Source organism: Solilutibacter tolerans (genome assembly GCF_900155935.1).
GTDB classification, from domain to species: Bacteria; Pseudomonadota; Gammaproteobacteria; order Xanthomonadales; family Xanthomonadaceae; genus Solilutibacter; species Solilutibacter tolerans.
Genome location: NZ_FTLW01000001.1, coordinates 555,914 through 571,975 on the forward strand (window position 1 = coordinate 555,914; position 16,062 = coordinate 571,975).

Sequence of the window (16,062 nt, forward strand, 5' to 3'; positions counted from 1 at the left end):
AGTGGAACGCTGCATTCCGACTGACGTTTTGGATCAGGCCAAGCGTGCATTTACCCATTGGCTAACGCCGCTCAGGGCCTGGACCAGCGCAGGGCTGTCATCGCCGCCGCCTTGCGCCATGTCGGGACGTCCACCACCCTTGCCGCCGATTTGACCGGCAACATTGGCCAGTAGTTCCCCGGCTTTGACCTTGCCGGTAGCTGAGCCGCTTACACCGGCGACCAGGGCGACCTTGCCGCTGCCGTCAGCGCCTGCCAAGACGATGACGGCATCGCCCAATTGTTGTTTCAAGCTGTCCATCGCATCGCGCAGGGATTTGGCATCGAAACCTTCCAACCGTACAGCCAGGACTTTAACGCCGCCGACATCCTGCGCTTGGCTTGCGATGTCACTGGCAGCGCCGCTGGCGGCCTTGGCCTTCATGGCCTCCAGCTCGCGTTCCAACTTTTTCTGGCGATCAAGCATCGTACGCAGCTTGTCACCGATGTCCGAGGCGCTGCCGCCAAGCAGCGCAGCTGTTTCGGCCAAGCGACGTTCTTCGTCGCTGACGTAGTCCAGGGCGCCTTGGCCGGTCATGGCTTCGATGCGGCGCACGCCCGCGGACACGCCGCCTTCGGAGGTGATCTTGAACAGGCCGATGTCGCCGGTGCGATTGACGTGGGTGCCACCGCAGAGCTCGATCGATCCTTCACCGAACTTCAGCACGCGCACTTCTTCGCCGTATTTTTCGCCGAAGAGCGCCATCGCACCGAAATCGAGCGCATCCTGCATCGCCATGTGGCGGACTTCGCCGGCGTGGTTGGCGCGCACTTCCACATTGACGCGACGCTCGATTTCGGCCAGTTCTTGCGCTGTCATCGGCTGGAAGTGGGAGAAGTCGAAGCGCAGGCGATCCGGCGCGACGAGTGAGCCTTTCTGCTGGACGTGCGTGCCCAGCACCTCGCGCAGCGCCGCGTGGAGAAGGTGAGTGGCGCTGTGGTTGAGCACGGTCGCGGCACGGCGGTTGGCATCGACTTCACCATGGAGCACATCGCCCACCTTCAGCGAACCTGATGTTAGCGAACCGACATGGGCATGGAACTGGCCCGCCAGTTTGCGAGTTTCAGTCACATCGAAATTTGCATTGCTATTCGACAGCCTGCCGAGATCGCCGACCTGGCCGCCGGATTCCGCGTAGAACGGCGTGCGATCAAGAATGACCACGAGGTCATCGCCCGCTTGCACGGTATCGACCGGCTTGCCGTCTTGCATCAGCGCGATGATCTTGAGCCCGTCGCTTGCCAGCTCGTCATAGCCGAGAAATTGGGTTGGGGCGAGTTGGGCGATGAGCTCGGCTGGAAGTGCCAGCCCGCCCCCGAACTTGCCGGCAGCGCGTGCGGTTTCCTTTTGCTGTTGCATCGCTGCGTCGAAACCGACGGTATCGACTGACATGCCACGCTCGCGCGCCATGTCCTGGGTCAGATCGAGCGGAAAGCCGTAGGTGTCGTACAGGCGGAAGGCATCAGCACCGGGAATGGTGTCTTTGGCGCGGTCAGCGACATCGTTGAAGATGCGCATGCCTGAATCGAGCGTTTCCGCGAAGCGCTCTTCCTCCGCCTTCAATGCACGTTCGACGGTAGCGCGGCTGTCGCGCAGGATCGGATATGCATCGCCCATCAATGCATCCAGCGTGCTGACGAGTTTGTAGAAGAAAGGCTGGCGCACACCCAGCATCCATCCGTGACGCAGTGCGCGACGAATGATCCGACGCAGCACATAACCACGACCTTCGTTCGATGGCAGTACGCCATCGGCGATCAGGAAGCTGGAAGCGCGGATATGGTCTGCGATCACGCGCAGAGATTTGTTGTCGAGGTCGGCAGTGCCTGTCAATTCGGCAGCATGCTTGATCAGCGCCTGAAACAGGTCGATTTCGTAGTTGGAATGTACGCCTTGCAGGATGGCGGTGATGCGCTCCAAACCCATGCCGGTGTCGACACAGGGTGCGGGAAGCGGCGTCAGCGTGCCGTCGGCCGCACGGTCGAACTGCATGAAGACGTTGTTCCAGATCTCGATGTAGCGGTCACCGTCTTCGTCGGGCGAGCCGGGAGGGCCGCCGGCGTATTTCTCGCCGTGGTCGTAAAAAATTTCCGTGCACGGGCCGCAGGGACCGGTGTCTGCCATCTGCCAGAAATTGTCGGAGGCAAACGGCGCACCCTTGTTGTCGCCGATACGGATGATGCGGTCTTCCGACAGGCCGATCACGTCACGCCAGATGGCGAAGGACTCGTCATCGGTGTGATAGACGGTTGCGAGCAGTCGCTCCTTCCGTAGCTTCCAGGTCTCGGTCAAGAGTTGCCATGCCCACTTGATCGCGTCTTCCTTGAAGTAGTCGCCGAACGACCAGTTGCCGAGCATCTCGAAGAAGGTGTGATGGCGGGCGGTATAGCCGACCGAGTCCAGATCGTTGTGTTTGCCGCCCGCGCGCAGGCAGCGCTGCACGTCCGCGGCGCGCACGTAGCTGCGCTTTTCCGCGCCCAGGAATACGTCCTTGAACTGGACCATGCCGGAGTTGGTGAACAGCAGGGTCGGGTCATTGCCCGGCACCAAGGGAGCCGATGGAACGATGGTGTGACCGCGTTCGGCAAAGAATTCGAGGAAATCGTGGCGGATATCGGCAGTGGTTTTCATTTGGGCAGGTATGTGGGGTGATGCGGCGGGCACGTAATGACTCACGCCTATCTAGATAGGGGCGCGACGGGCAGCCGACAAGCAGATTACCTAGATTAACAGGGCCTGCCGAAGAGTTGCCGCGGGGCAGGGCCCGCTTTTTTGCGAATACTGCGTGACAGCGCGTTAGCGGCCGAGCGGGCTCAGTCGAAATCGTCGTCGAACGGACTGCTGCCCGTTGCGCGTCGCATTTGGTCGATGCTGAAGCCGCGGCGAATCAGGAATTCCCCAGCCTTGCGCTGGAGGGTGCGATCTTCATGTAGGGCCTCGCCGAAGCGGCGTTGCACCATGTCGTGTGCGAGCCGGGCCCAATCTTCCTCGAAGCTGTCCAAGGCAGCCTGAATGGCTTCTTCGCCCAAACCGTGGGTAGCGAGCTCCGCGCGTATCCGGACTGGGCCATGTCCTTGTGCGGCACGGCTGCGCACCAAGTTATCGGCGAAGCGTTCGTTGCTTTGCCAGCCAGCCTCGGTCATGCGTTCGACCGTGGCCTTGGCATCGCCTTGGCTTACGCCTTTCGCCTGCAATTTGCGGGCGAGCTCTTTGCTGGAGTGCTCCCGGCGGACCAGAAGGCCCAGCGCACGCTGAGCCGGAGTCAATTCGGTGGTCCCCCGGCGGCGACGCGGGCGCCCAGTGCCTGCATCGTCGCCGGGTGGTTGGGTCATGCCTCGTCGTCGCCGTCTTTTTCGGCGTCATCACGAGAGGCCTCTTCGGGGATGAAGATTTCGCGCAGTTGGCTTTCCAGCTTGACGGCGATGGCAGGGTTTTCCTTGAGGTAGTTGCGGGCGTTTTCCTTGCCCTGTCCGATGCGCTCGCCGTCATAGCCGTACCAGGCACCCGCCTTGTCAACCAATTTGGCGTTGACGCCCATTTCGATCAGCTCGCCTTCGCGGCTGATGCCCTCGCCGTAGAGGATCTCGGTGATGACCTGCTTGAAGGGCGGGGCCAACTTGTTCTTGACCACCTTGATACGAGTCTGGTTGCCGATGATCTCGTCGCCCTTTTTGATCGCGCCGATACGACGGATGTCGAGACGGACGGAAGCATAGAACTTGAGCGCGTTGCCGCCGGTGGTGGTTTCCGGGCTTTGGCCGGGCATCATGATGCCGATCTTCATGCGCAACTGGTTGATGAAGATGACCATGCAGTTGCTGCGCTTGATGTTGCCGGTCAGCTTGCGCAGGGCCTGGCTCATCAAGCGGGCTTGCAGGCCGGGCAGCTGGTCACCCATCTCGCCCTCGATCTCGGCGCGCGGGGTCAGGGCGGCAACCGAGTCGATCACCACCATGTCCACGGCACCCGAGCGCACCAGCATGTCGGCGATTTCAAGCGCCTGCTCGCCGGTATCGGGCTGCGAAAGCAGCAGGTCATCGACATTCACGCCCAGTTTGGCGGCGTAGGTCGGGTCCAAGGCGTGCTCGGCATCGATAAAGGCCGCGGTGCCACCGTTCTTCTGGCATTCGGCGATGGTTTGCAGGGTCAACGTGGTTTTGCCGGAGGACTCCGGTCCGTAGATTTCGACCACGCGGCCCTTGGGCAGACCGCCAATGCCAAGGGCAAGATCCAGCATCAACGAGCCGGTGCCGATAGTTTCGACCAGCTCGATGGCACGGTCGCCCATACGCATCACCGAGCCCTTGCCGAATTGCTTTTCGATTTGGCTGAGTGCTGCAGTCAGCGCGCGGTTGCGGTTCTCGTCCATCGTCTTGTCCTCAGTGGTGATCTTGGAAGTGGTCTTGGTCTTGCGATTCGATTTCGCCATGGAGAGAGGCTAGAACGCGGTGGTCGCACAGACTGCGACGCCGGATTCGATATCGAAAATAGGGGAGCGCGACATCGCCCCATAGCGGGTAACGTCGATGCCGCGGGTAGGGAAAGCGCTCAACGATTCGGCCTCACAAGCCCGCAATACAGGCCTTCGATGGCGAAGTCCTGTCCGGGTAATACGTCGATCGGTGCGTAATCGGGATTGCGCGGTAACAGTCGTATGCGTTCGTTGGATTTTTTCAGCAACTTGACGGTGATTTCCTCATCGATGCGAGCGACCACGATCTGGCCGTTGCGTGCGTCGGCGGTGCGATGTACGCCGATCAGGTCGCCATCGAAGATGCCTTCGTCGATCATCGAGTCGCCTTTCACCTTGAGCAGATAGTCGGGTTTGGGCGAGAACAGCACGCGATCGAGGATCAGCACCTGATCCGAACCAATGTCCGCGCCGATCGGCAGGCCGGCGGCGACCTGGCCCAACACCGGCAGGCGGACGGCGTTTTCATCCAGATCCGCCAGCGGCAAGTCGGCCTGCGGTGACGGCAGCGGACGCAGCACGCGCAGGCTGCGAGCGACGCCAGGCTTGCGTTCGATGGCACCGGCGGCCTCTAGCGCCTCCAAATGATATTGCGCGCCGCGCACGCCCTTGAAGCCGAACGCGCGGGCGATCTCGGTCTGTGCGGGCGGGTAGCCATCGGCCTCGATGCGCTCGGCGATGAAGGCGAGGATGGCCTGTTGAGTGTCGGTGAGGGCGCTGGTTGTGTCCATGTGAGTAGTAATACTACTCACAAACAAATTATGCAAGCGACTTCAAATAGAAAGTAATTTATGTATAAAGTAAATTATCTTTTCAGTGGAGTACTTCTCATGCGCTGGTCCCACCATGGACGTTGGATCGCCGTGCTCGCCACCCTGGGTCTGCTTTCATCGTTGATTAGCCATGTCTTCGCGTTTTGGGTGTTGTCGAATGCCGATGCGAACTGGGTCCAGTTGGATATCGCACCGTTGCAGATGGGGGTGGATGCTTTTGCGGGCTCCGTTGATGGCAAACGCTACGGTGGGTTGGCGGCGGCGTTGATGTTGCTCGGCAGCGTATTGCTGTGGGCATCGTTCATTCGGCTTGGGCTGGCCGTGCAACGGGCGACGGGATTCGGTCGCCGTTTGGATGGCGCGTTCCGCGGCATCGCACTGGCGCTGCTGGTGTTCCTGATATCGCGTGTGCTGGCGGCTGCGGTGCTGTTTTTGGCCCGCGAGCAACTGGCGCCCGGCATGGGCGTGAACATCGCGGAAGGGATGTTGCTGCCGTGGGTGCTGGCGGTCTGCGTGGCATGGATGGTCGCGAAGCTTCTCGCGGAAGCAAGTCGGGTCGATGCCGAAAACCGGAGCTTCGTCTGATGCCGATCATCGTCAACCTGGACGTGATGCTGGCGCGGCGCAAGATGCAGTCGAAGACGCTGGCCGAGCAAATCGGTATCAGCCAGACCAATCTGTCCTTGCTCAAGCAAGGCCACGTCAAAGGTATTCGGTTCGAGACGTTGGATGCGATCTGCCAAGCGTTGGACTGCCAACCCGGTGACCTGTTGGAATACAGCCCTGAATGAACATCATCCCATGTCCTTGCGGGACGGCGCGCGATTACGCCGGTTGTTGCGGCACGCTGCACGCGGGTACGCCTGCGGCCGATGCTGAAGCATTGATGCGCTCGCGCTACAGCGCCTACGTTCGTGGGCTCGAGTCTTATTTGCTGGCGACTTGGCATCCATCGACCAGGCCGATGACGCTTGGACTGCCTGCGATGTCCAAGACGAAATGGCTACGCCTGCAGGTCAAGGCTCGCCGCGACATTGACCTGGATCATGCGGAAGTCGATTTCATCGCCAAGTTCATCGAAGGTGGGCGCCATGGACAGTTGGCGGAACGAAGCCGCTTCGTGCGTGAAAATGGGCGCTGGTACTACGTGGATGGCGATGTGACGTGATCAGCCGCCGAGGATGCCGGCCAACGCTGCCGCCACCGTCTGCCGGCGCACCGAATCGCGATCCCCATCGAAATGGAACAGTTCGGCGCGCGCATAGCCGCCGCGGCGCTTCCATCCAATCCAGACCGTGCCGACCGGCTTGTCCGCGCTGCCACCACCCGGCCCCGCGATACCAGTGACCGCGACCGCCATGCTGGCGCCGGAGTTGACCAACGCGCCGGACACCATTTCCACCACGCATTCGCGGCTGACTGCGCCGAATTGTTCGAGTGTCTGCGGGCGCACGCGCAGTAGCGCCTGCTTGGCCTCGTAGCTGTAGGCGACCATGCCGCAATCAAACCAGTCGGACGAGCCGCTGATGCCGGTCACGGTCTTGGCGATCCAGCCGCCGGTGCAACTTTCGGCCGTAACCAGTGATTCATGTCGCTCGCGCAGATGCTCCCCGACTTGGCGGGCCAGTTCGTCTAGGGCGTTGTCGTCGGAATGCATGTCAGCCATTCGTCACCAGGGGGTGCCAGTATCCCCCGAAGCCCTGTCTCGCAGATGAAAAACGGCCCGCAATGCAGCGGGCCGTCACGGATTGTCGATGTTGTTTAGTAACGTACGCGCAAGGTGGCACCGTACATGCGTGGTGCACCGAGGAACGCATTGAAGGTGTTGAACGGGTTGCCCGGTGCCGGCGAAACATTCTGCAGCGGGCCATCAAAGCCGACCTGCACGTACTCCTCGTCGGTGAGATTGGTGCTCCAGATTTCCACCATCCAGCGCTCGTTGCGCGCACCAAAGCCGATGCGCGCATTGGCGACGGTGTAGGCATCCTGCATCTTCTCGGGATCCACGTCCGAGCCGGTGTTGTATTCGGACACGTACTTGGCGCCGATGTTGAAACGTGCGACGTACCGGCTGCCGACATCCCACTCATATGTGGCGGATGCCGAACCTGACCACTTCGGTGCAAAGCTCATCTGTGCGCCTTGCAGTTTGTACAGCGCGCCGGTCGGTGCAACGAAGTCGCCGCCCGGGATGCCCTCGCCATACTTGGTGTCGGCATACATCAGGCCGCCTTGCAACATCAGCCCATTGATTGAACGTGGCTGCCAAAGGATTTCCGCATCCAGGCCGGTAGATTTCACCTCGGGGATCGAACGCACCACGAAGCTGGTGCCAAGGAAGCTGTTGAGCTGGAAGTCCTCGTATTCCTGATGGAACAGGGTGGCGTTGAGCAACAGGCTGCCATCGAGCCACGTGGTCTTGGTGCCCAGCTCGTAGCTGTCGACAAACTCAGCCGGGAAGGAGGTATCGAGTACGGGAACAATGCCGGTGCCGCCGCTGGAAAGCCCATCGGATGATTGCACTCGGTCCAGGTTGAAGCCGCCACCTTTGTGGCCACGCGCGAACGAGAGATACGTCATCAGGTTCTCGTTCCAGCGGTAGGCGGCCTTGATCGTGCCGGACCATTCTTTTTCCTCACGCGACTGATGCGTGTCACGCGTGGCGGCGTTGTGTAGCGGATTGGCCCATGGCAGGCAGGCATAGCCGATCACCGTTGGCGCGGCCGCGATCGCCTGTGCCTGGGTCAAGCCACGTGACATCAAAGCACCGACGACGCGTGATTGATTCGCGAGCATCGCGCCGCAACCGGCACCTCCATTAGGGTTGCTGTAGTCGGAGATGAGGTCCTTCTTCTCGCGGGTGTAGCGCAGGCCGAAGGTGAAATCGAGGGCGTCGGTCGCGTGCCAGGTGTTGTTGGTGAACAGCGCCGTGCTCTTGGCGTTCTGCTTGTAGTGATCAAGCGCGCCCAAGCCCGCGAACACCGTGCCATAGGGACGGCCGCTGGCTTGCGACAAGAACAGTGGTGCCGTCGATGACTGTCCCAATGCCGGGTTGATAATGGAAAGCAGGGCGATCGACAAATAGGGCTCGTAATGCGGGCCGATGCGATAGGTCTCGGTGCGGTTCAAGTCCTCATCGGAATAGAACGCGCCGACCATCCAGTCCAGCTTGTCGGTCGCGCCGGTCAGACGGAATTCCTGGCTGAAGGTCTTGAAGCCGGTGAAGGATTCATCCTCGTCCGGGTTGCGATAGAGGATGTCGGCCGTGCTGAAGTCGTAATCCAGACCGTTGATCGCCTGCCAGTCGCGTGAGCCGGTGATCGAGGTCAGCGTCGCCCCCCCCAGCCAGCCACTGTCCCACTCGACTTCCATCGAAACGCCCTTGTCCTTGATGTCTTGTTCGGTCGGGCGGTTGCTGTAGGCGAGACGATCGAAGGGATCATCGCCCGGTGCGGCGACGGCTTTTCCGCCGACGAGTGCGTTCAAGATGCCCGCGGTGGCGCCGACCGTGGTCTGCACGGCGGTGCAGCAGTTTTCCTCGCGGCTGGTGAAATCGCCCGAGATAAGGATGTCGAGCGTGTCGGTCGGCTCGAACAGCAGCTTGCCGCGCAAGGTGTGGAAATTCTGGTCGTAGTCCTTGCGGTCGAAGCGGCGGTCATTGCTGGTTTTCACATCCATCCAGCCATCGCGTTCGCGCTTGGCGGCGTAGACGTTGAACGCGGCGTTATCGCCCAGACCACTATTGAAGCTGCCGGCCAAGCCAACGGCGCCGTAGTTGCCGACGGTGAGTTCAGCCTCGGCGCTTTGTTGGTAAGCCGGGCGGCGGGTGATCACGTTGATGACGCCGGCCGATGTGTTCTTGCCGAACACCGTGCCCTGTGGTCCCTTGAGCACTTCGATGCGTTCAAGCTGGCCCAGGTCGCCGAAGCCGACGCTGTTGCGTGGCCGGTACACGCCATCGATAACGATGCCGACGGAGGACTCCAGGCCGACGTTGTCACCCACCGTGCCGATGCCGCGGATGCGCGCGGTGGTGATTGCTTCGCTTTGCGTGCTGGTCACGGTCAAGCCGGGCACCAATACCTGCAGATCCTTGATGTCGCGCACGCCGGTGTCTTGCAGCAATTGCTCGGATACCGCGGTGATCGCGATTGGCACGTCCTGCATTGCCTCTTCGCGTTTTTGCGCGGTGACCGTGATGCTGCCCAGCGTGGGCTTGTCGGATTCCTCTTGGGTGGGCTGGGCTTCTTGCGCCCAAGCCGGCACGGCCATCATGGTGAGCGAGGTGAGTGCCAGCAGAACGGCACGGGTCAAAGGTTTGCGGTGCGGATTGCGTGACATCGGTTGCTCCCCTGGGTAATGACATGACGAAGCCACGCTGCAAACGCATGGCAGTTGAATTCACATCACGAGCGGGTGGGGGTCCGGTCGGACGAGCCGGCTGTGGCCGACCACCTGAAACTATCACAGCTTGCACGCGCCGTGCGGGGGTGAATGGAGGTCTCGAGGCTTCACGTACAGGCCTGATCGGGCAAACTAGCAAGTTCACGTTTTCGACCCGGATCGGATGTCCAGCCTCGACCAGCACACGCCGCTCATGCGTCAGTTCTTCACCGCCAAGGCGGAGCACCCGGACGTGCTGCTGTTCTTCCGCATGGGCGATTTTTACGAATTGTTCTATGACGACGCGCGCAAGGCCGCCAAGCTGCTCGACCTCACCCTGACCCAGCGCGGGCAGTCTGCCGGGCAGCCGATCCCGATGGCCGGTGTGCCGCATCACGCCTATGAAGGCTATCTGGCGCGTCTGGTGGCGCTGGGCGAGTCGGTCGCGATCTGCGAACAGGTGGGCGACCCTGCGACATCCAAGGGTTTGGTCGAACGCAAAGTGGTGCGCATCGTCACGCCCGGCACGGTCACCGACGAGGCCCTGTTGCAGGACCGCCGCGACACGCTGTTGATGGCGGTGGCGCGCGGCAAACAAGGTTTCGGTCTGGCGTGGGCGGATCTCGCCGGTGGCCGCTTCCAGGTGGCGCAGGTCGAAAACGAGGACCAGTTGGAAGCCGAACTGGCGCGCCTTGAACCCGCAGAACTCCTGCTGCCCGATGAAGGCGAGTGGCCGGCATCGCTCATGACGCGTAACGGCGTGCGTCGGCGTGCGCCGTGGTTGTTTGATGTTGATTCGTCGCGTCGCAAACTGCTGGCATTTTTCAACGTGCACGATCTGACCGGTTTTGGCATCGACGGCTTGCCGATGGCGATTGCGGCCGCGGGCGCGTTGCTGGGCTATGTCGAAGAAACGCAGAAGCAGCAGTTGCCGCACCTCACCGCAATCACGCTGGAAACCGGCGATGCCGCCATCGCCATGAACGCCGCGACGCGCCGCCATCTGGAGCTGGACACGCGCGTGGACGGCGATACCAAACACACGCTGCTGGGCGTGCTGGATTCGACCATCACACCGATGGGCGGGCGCCTGTTGCGGCGTTGGTTGCATCGCCCGCTACGCACGCGAGACACCGTCGAGCCGCGCCTGCATTCGGTGCAAATGATGTTGGATGCGCGAAGCTTCGAGGATCTGCGCGAGACCTTTCGTGGTTTCGGCGATGTCGAACGCATCCTCACCCGTGTCGCGCTGCGTAGTGCGCGCCCGCGTGACCTTTCGACCTTGCGCGATGCGTTGCTGAAGTTGCCCGACTTGCGCGCCTTGCTTGCGCCACTGGATTCGCCGCGCTTGCAGTGGCTCAGCGATACGCTGGGCGAGCATGTCGGCACCGCCGGGTTACTGCAGCGCGCAATCATCGAACAACCACCACTGTTGGCGCGCGACGGTGGGGTGATCAAGGAAGGCTTCGATGCCGAACTCGACGAGTTGCGTCGGCTTTCGACGAATGCCGATCAATTCCTGATTGACCTGGAAGCCCGTGAACGTGAAGCCACCGGCATCAACACGCTCAAAGTCGGCTACAACCGCGTGCATGGTTATTACATCGAGATGGGCAAGATGCACGCCGGCAAGGTGCCGGTGCACTACACGCGGCGTCAAACCCTGGCCAATGCCGAGCGCTACATCACTGAAGAATTGAAGTCTTTCGAGGACAAGGTGCTGTCCGCGCGCGAGCGTTCACTGGCGCGCGAAAAAGGCTTGTACGAAGACGTGCTGGACGCGCTGAACGAAGACTTGCAGCCTTTGCGCCAATGTGCCGAGGCGCTGGCTGAACTTGATGTGTTATGCGGTTTCGCCGAGCGCGCCGAAGCGCTGGACTGGTCGCGCCCGAAGTTGCTGAGTGACGCCGTGTTGCAGATCGAAGGCGGTCGCCATCCGGTGGTCGAGGCCGTGCGCAGCGAGCCGTTCACCCCGAACGACCTGATGCTGGACGATGCGACGCGCATGCTGGTCATCACCGGCCCCAACATGGGCGGCAAGTCCACCTACATGCGCCAGAACGCGCTGATCGTGCTGCTGGCGCACATCGGCAGCTTCGTACCGGCCACGCGCGCCGAGATCGGCCCCATCGACCGCATCCTGACCCGCATCGGCGCGGGCGATGATCTCGCCAAGGGGCAGTCCACCTTCATGGTGGAGATGTCGGAAACCAGCTACATCCTCCATCACGCGACCTCGCAATCCCTGGTGTTGATGGACGAGATCGGCCGCGGCACCTCGACTTACGACGGCCTTGCGCTGGCCGAAGCCTGCGCGCGTCATCTGGCGGCCAGCAATCGCAGCTACACGCTCTTCGCCACGCATTACTTCGAACTGACTGCCCTCGCGACGACCGGCAGCGGCATCCGCAACGTGCATCTGGATGCAGTTGAACATGGCGATGCGCTGGTCTTCATGCACGCGGTGAAAGACGGCCCGGCGGATCGCAGCTTCGGCTTGCAGGTGGCGTCGCTCGCGGGCCTGCCGAAACCCGTCGTGCGCGAGGCCCGTGCGCGCTTGGCCGAACTGGAACAGCAGGGCGGGGCGAAATCGCCGCCACTGACCGCGCAGGTGCTGGATTCGCCACAACAAATCGGCCTGTTCGCGCCACCGTCCGCGGCGATGGAGGCCTTGGCCGGTATCGATCCGGATGAGCTCACGCCCAAGCAGGCGTTGGAAGCCTTGTATCGACTCAAATCCTTATCGAACTGAGTTCTGCTGCGACACGCCAAGGAAAGCTTTCGGTCACGCCAATTGAATGCCGGAGAGCGCACAGTAGTGGATGTCGCGGGCTGCCATATCGATAGTCAACAACTATCAAAAAGATGTAAATAAGTGACTTCCAAGATGGGTGGCCGACTGCGAAGCTCACTTCGTCCCTCAAGGAGTTCAGCCATGGCCAAGTCGAAGACCGCCCCGCCAAAAAACAAGTCCAGCAAGAAAGCCGCGCCTGCCGTCGAAAATCACGGCAAGTGCCCGGTCACCCATCTGACCACTCAATTCGGTGCGCCGGTGCCGGACAACCAGAACAGCCTGACTGCTGGCCCCCGCGGGCCGCTGCTGGCGCAGGACGTGTGGCTCAACGAGCGACTAGCCAACTTCGTGCGCGAGGTGATCCCTGAGCGCCGCATGCATGCCAAGGGCAGTGGCGCGTTCGGCACGTTCACCGTCACCAAGGACATCAGCCAGTACACCAAGGCGAAAATTTTCAGCAAGATCGGCAAGAAGACTGAGATGTTCGCCCGCTTCACCACCGTCGCCGGCGAGCGCGGCGCGGCCGATGCCGAGCGCGACATCCGCGGCTTCGCGCTCAAGTTCTACACCGAGGAAGGCAACTGGGACATGGTCGGCAACAACACGCCGGTGTTCTTCCTGCGTGATCCGCGCAAGTTCCCCGACCTCAACAAGGCGGTCAAGCGCGACCCGCGCACCAACCTGCGCAGCGCCACCTACAACTGGGATTTCTGGACCCTGTTGCCTGAAGCCTTGCACCAAGTGACCATCGTGATGAGCGACCGCGGCATCCCGCGCAGCTATCGCCACATGCACGGTTTCGGCTCGCACACGTACAGCTTCATCAATGCGAAGGACGAGCGTTACTGGGTCAAGTTCCACTCCCTCACCCAGCAAGGCATCCAGAATTTGTCGGATGACATGGCGGCCGACATCGTCGCGGGTGACCGTGAGAGCCATCAGCGCGACTTGTACGACGCGATCGAACGCGGCGACTTCCCCAAGTGGAAGATGTACGTGCAGGTGATGCCGGAGATGGAGGCCGAGACCTACCACATCCACCCCTTCGACCTGACCAAGGTGTGGCCGAAGAAGGACTACCCGTTGATCGAGGTGGGCGAGTTCGAGCTCAATCGCAACCCGGAGAATTTCTACGCCGATGTCGAGCAGGCCGCGTTCGCGCCGAGCACGCTGGTGCCGGGGATCGGGCCATCGCCGGACAAGATGCTGCAGGCGCGTCTGTTCAACTACGCCGATGCGCAGCGTTACCGGTTGGGCGTGAACTATCACCAGATCCCGGTGAACGCCGCGCGTTGCCCGGTGCACGATAACCATCGTGATGGCACGGGCCGGATGGACGGCAACTACGGCAGCCTGCCGCATTACGAGCCCAACAGCTTCGGCCAGTGGCAGGAGCAGCCGGAATATCGCGATCCGCCGCTCAAGATCAATGGCGATGCCGATTTCTGGAATTTCCGCGAAGACGATGACGATTACTTCAGCCAGCCGGGTGACCTGTTCCGCTTGATGAGCAAGGAGCAGCAGCAGCGCCTGTTCGACAATACCGCGCGGGCGATGGGCGACGCACCGGACTTCATAAAGCAGCGCTACATCGGCAATTGCACCAAGGCCGATCCGGCCTACGGCAAGGGCGTGGCCGAAGCGCTGAAGAAGCAGGCCAAGCTGATGGCCGAGCAGAAGAAGGCGATGGCGAAGAGGAAGTACCTGGGCGCCGCGCCCGGCGGTGAGGATATCGGCAGCAAGAAGTAACCGAACATCTAGCGATGGATGGAATCACGCGGGCGCTGGATCGCCCGCGTGATTTTTTCAGCCCTGCGCCTTGCCGATGCGATTGCGTAGGGCCCACACGACCGCCACGGGCACCAGATAGTTGACCAGCAGGAAGGGGATTTCCTCGGCGACCGAATACCCGTGCGATACCCCGACCGACAGGTTGTAGCCGCAGGCCAAGAGCCACAGCCCGGCAAAGGCGAGGAGCCCGGTCATCGGCGCGTTGCGTTGGCGGCGCAACAGCCAGAGCAGGGCGATGCCGAGGGCAATGCCGATGGCGATGACAATCAACGTGCGCATGCATTCACTCCCCTGAGTGGTTGGACCTGCGCAGCCTAGCGCGCCGGCATCAGGATTGCTTGTCCTTCGGCATCAGGGCGTCATCCAGCTCCCCGGCACGTTTGGCAGCCGGGCGCTGGCTATGCAGGGCGACATAGCGCACGAACGACTCGCGCGGCTCCAGCAGTTTGAATTGCAGGTACCAGTCGATGTAGGCCGAGACCAAGAGATCCGTCATGGTGAAATGATCACCGACCAGGAAATCGCGTTCGCCGATGGCGGCATCGAGTGCGTTGGTTACGTCTTCGACGGTGCCGAAACCTGCGGACATCGGCTCGGGGGTGGTGCCGGCGTGCTTCGACATCATCGCCTGCTCCAGCGGGCCCATGAAGCTGATCCAGCGGTAATACGGGCCGCGATTGGCGCTGCCCACGGCAGGCGCAAGATGCTTTTCAGGCACGAGATCCGCCAGATACAAGCCGATGGCGGCGTTCTCGGTGACCACGGTGTCGCCATGCTTGAGTGCAGGCACCTTGCCCATCGGGTTGATGGCGAGGAATTCCGGCGACTTCATCGTGGTGCCGTATTCGAGGACTTGGGCGTCGTAGGGCAGACCGGTTTCTTCCAGCATCCAACGTGCGACGCGGGCGCGTGACATCGGGTGGGTGTAGAGAGTGAGCGTGCGATCGTTCATGGCGGGGCTCCTTGGGGGCGGAAGGCCAGACTAGTCGTGGCCTGTGTCAATCCGTGTCAGCAGTGTCGCGCTTGCGGCGCGGGTTCGCCGCCCACCAACGTTTGAGCAGCGCATGGCGACGCTCGGGATAGCACTCGCCGGTGGGCTCCAGCGCGGTGACGCGGTCCGCGCGGAAGTGGCGGAAGTCGTTGCGCAGTTCGCACCAGGCGGCGAACGTGCGGGTGACCGGGTCGAAGAACGCCATCGCGAAAGGCCAGACGATGCGCGTAGTCGGCGCTGATGCAGCATCGACATAGGTCATGCGCAGTTTGTGCTCGTTGCGAATGGCATGACGCAATACCGGCAGCCATGGCTCTGGTGTCTTGTTCTCATGCCAGCGCGGCACGAACAGGCCGCTGGTGTCGATGGCGATGCGCATCGGCTCAGGCAAGGTCGCGCTGATGCGGGCCAGCGCCGTGGTCGCGGCTTGCGAGAGTTCAGTGTCGGCCTGCGCCTGCACCCAGCGTGCGCCCAAGACCAAGGCTTCCAACTCGTCCGTGCTGAACATCAGTGGCGGCAGCAGGAAGCCGGGCTTGAGGCGGTAGCCTATGCCAGGGTCTCCTTCGATATCCGCGCCTTGCGCCCTGAGTGTGGCGATGTCGCGATACAAAGTGCGAAGGCTGACTTCGTGCCTTGAGGCCAAATCGGCTGCGGTCACGGGGTAGCGTGCACGACGCAGGTGGTCGATGAGGGCAAGCAGGCGGGTGGCGCGATCAGACATCAGCGCAGGGTAGCGTTTGTGGCGCAGGTTTTCCCGCGAATGCAAACAAGGTGCGGGTGAGGATGACGAAAGCGTGCAGGGGGACATGGATGCATCTGG

At 61.9% G+C, this 16,062-nt stretch carries 14 protein-coding genes; 5 read left to right on the top strand and 9 right to left on the bottom strand.

Annotated elements, in window-relative coordinates; genetic code table 11:
- Nucleotides 1–33 precede the first annotated feature (33 nt).
- The 4 genes from alaS to lexA form a co-directional block, all read right to left on the bottom strand.
- The gene (alaS, locus tag BW989_RS02720) at nt 34–2,670 is read right to left on the bottom strand and encodes an alanine--tRNA ligase (RefSeq protein WP_076585060.1); all 2,637 of its coding nucleotides are present in this window, start codon (nt 2,668–2,670) and stop codon (nt 34–36) included.
- Between the two features lie 182 nt (nt 2,671–2,852).
- A complete protein-coding gene (locus tag BW989_RS02725) occupies nt 2,853–3,371 on the bottom strand; it encodes a regulatory protein RecX (RefSeq protein ID WP_076585062.1) in 519 nt (172 codons plus the stop codon).
- On the bottom strand, nt 3,368–4,408 hold the full coding sequence (recA, locus tag BW989_RS02730) for a recombinase RecA (RefSeq protein ID WP_076585315.1): 1,041 nt from the start codon (nt 4,406–4,408) through the stop codon (nt 3,368–3,370). Before recA ends, BW989_RS02725 begins: the two co-directional genes overlap by 4 nt.
- Nucleotides 4,409–4,587: 179 nt before the next feature.
- Nucleotides 4,588–5,241, bottom strand: coding sequence for a transcriptional repressor LexA (lexA, locus tag BW989_RS02735; protein ID WP_076585064.1), 654 nt, complete (start codon nt 5,239–5,241; stop codon nt 4,588–4,590).
- Between the two features lie 99 nt (nt 5,242–5,340).
- Between lexA and BW989_RS02740 the strand changes: the two genes are divergently transcribed.
- Genes BW989_RS02740 through BW989_RS02750 form a run of 3 tightly spaced genes read left to right on the top strand, consistent with a single transcriptional unit; the run spans nt 5,341 to nt 6,451 of the window.
- On the top strand, nt 5,341–5,868 hold the full coding sequence (locus tag BW989_RS02740) for a hypothetical protein (RefSeq protein ID WP_076585067.1): 528 nt from the start codon (nt 5,341–5,343) through the stop codon (nt 5,866–5,868).
- Entirely contained in the window at nt 5,868–6,074 is a 207-nt protein-coding gene (locus tag BW989_RS02745) for a helix-turn-helix domain-containing protein (protein WP_076585069.1), read from the top strand. The genes BW989_RS02740 and BW989_RS02745 overlap by 1 nt, the downstream gene beginning before the upstream one ends.
- Nucleotides 6,071–6,451: a YchJ family protein gene (locus BW989_RS02750; protein WP_076585071.1), complete on the top strand. Its 381-nt coding sequence runs from the start codon at nt 6,071–6,073 to the stop codon at nt 6,449–6,451. Before BW989_RS02745 ends, BW989_RS02750 begins: the two co-directional genes overlap by 4 nt.
- Here BW989_RS02750 and BW989_RS02755 read toward each other — a convergent pair whose 3' ends face one another.
- Complete coding sequence (locus BW989_RS02755; protein WP_083688136.1) at nt 6,452–6,949, bottom strand: CinA family protein; 498 nt, start codon at nt 6,947–6,949, stop codon at nt 6,452–6,454.
- 95 nt (nt 6,950–7,044) lie between these two features.
- Complete coding sequence (locus tag BW989_RS02760; protein ID WP_242651232.1) at nt 7,045–9,624, bottom strand: TonB-dependent receptor; 2,580 nt, start codon at nt 9,622–9,624, stop codon at nt 7,045–7,047.
- A gap of 226 nt (nt 9,625–9,850) precedes the next feature.
- On the opposite strand from BW989_RS02760, the gene mutS reads away from it, so the two are divergent.
- Nucleotides 9,851–12,418, top strand: a complete 2,568-nt coding sequence (gene mutS / locus BW989_RS02765; protein ID WP_076585073.1) for a DNA mismatch repair protein MutS — start codon at nt 9,851–9,853, stop codon at nt 12,416–12,418.
- Between the two features lie 183 nt (nt 12,419–12,601).
- Nucleotides 12,602–14,209, top strand: coding sequence for a catalase (locus tag BW989_RS02770; RefSeq protein WP_076585075.1), 1,608 nt, complete (start codon nt 12,602–12,604; stop codon nt 14,207–14,209).
- A gap of 57 nt (nt 14,210–14,266) precedes the next feature.
- On the opposite strand, the gene BW989_RS02775 is transcribed toward BW989_RS02770, so the two are convergent.
- Genes BW989_RS02775 through BW989_RS02785 form a run of 3 tightly spaced genes read right to left on the bottom strand, consistent with a single transcriptional unit; the run spans nt 14,267 to nt 15,963 of the window.
- Nucleotides 14,267–14,530, bottom strand: coding sequence for a hypothetical protein (locus BW989_RS02775; protein WP_076585077.1), 264 nt, complete (start codon nt 14,528–14,530; stop codon nt 14,267–14,269).
- Between the two features lie 49 nt (nt 14,531–14,579).
- Complete coding sequence (locus BW989_RS02780; protein WP_076585079.1) at nt 14,580–15,203, bottom strand: glutathione S-transferase family protein; 624 nt, start codon at nt 15,201–15,203, stop codon at nt 14,580–14,582.
- Nucleotides 15,204–15,249: 46 nt separating this feature from the next.
- Complete coding sequence (locus tag BW989_RS02785; RefSeq protein ID WP_076585321.1) at nt 15,250–15,963, bottom strand: helix-turn-helix transcriptional regulator; 714 nt, start codon at nt 15,961–15,963, stop codon at nt 15,250–15,252.
- Between the last annotated feature and the right edge of the window lie 99 nt (nt 15,964–16,062).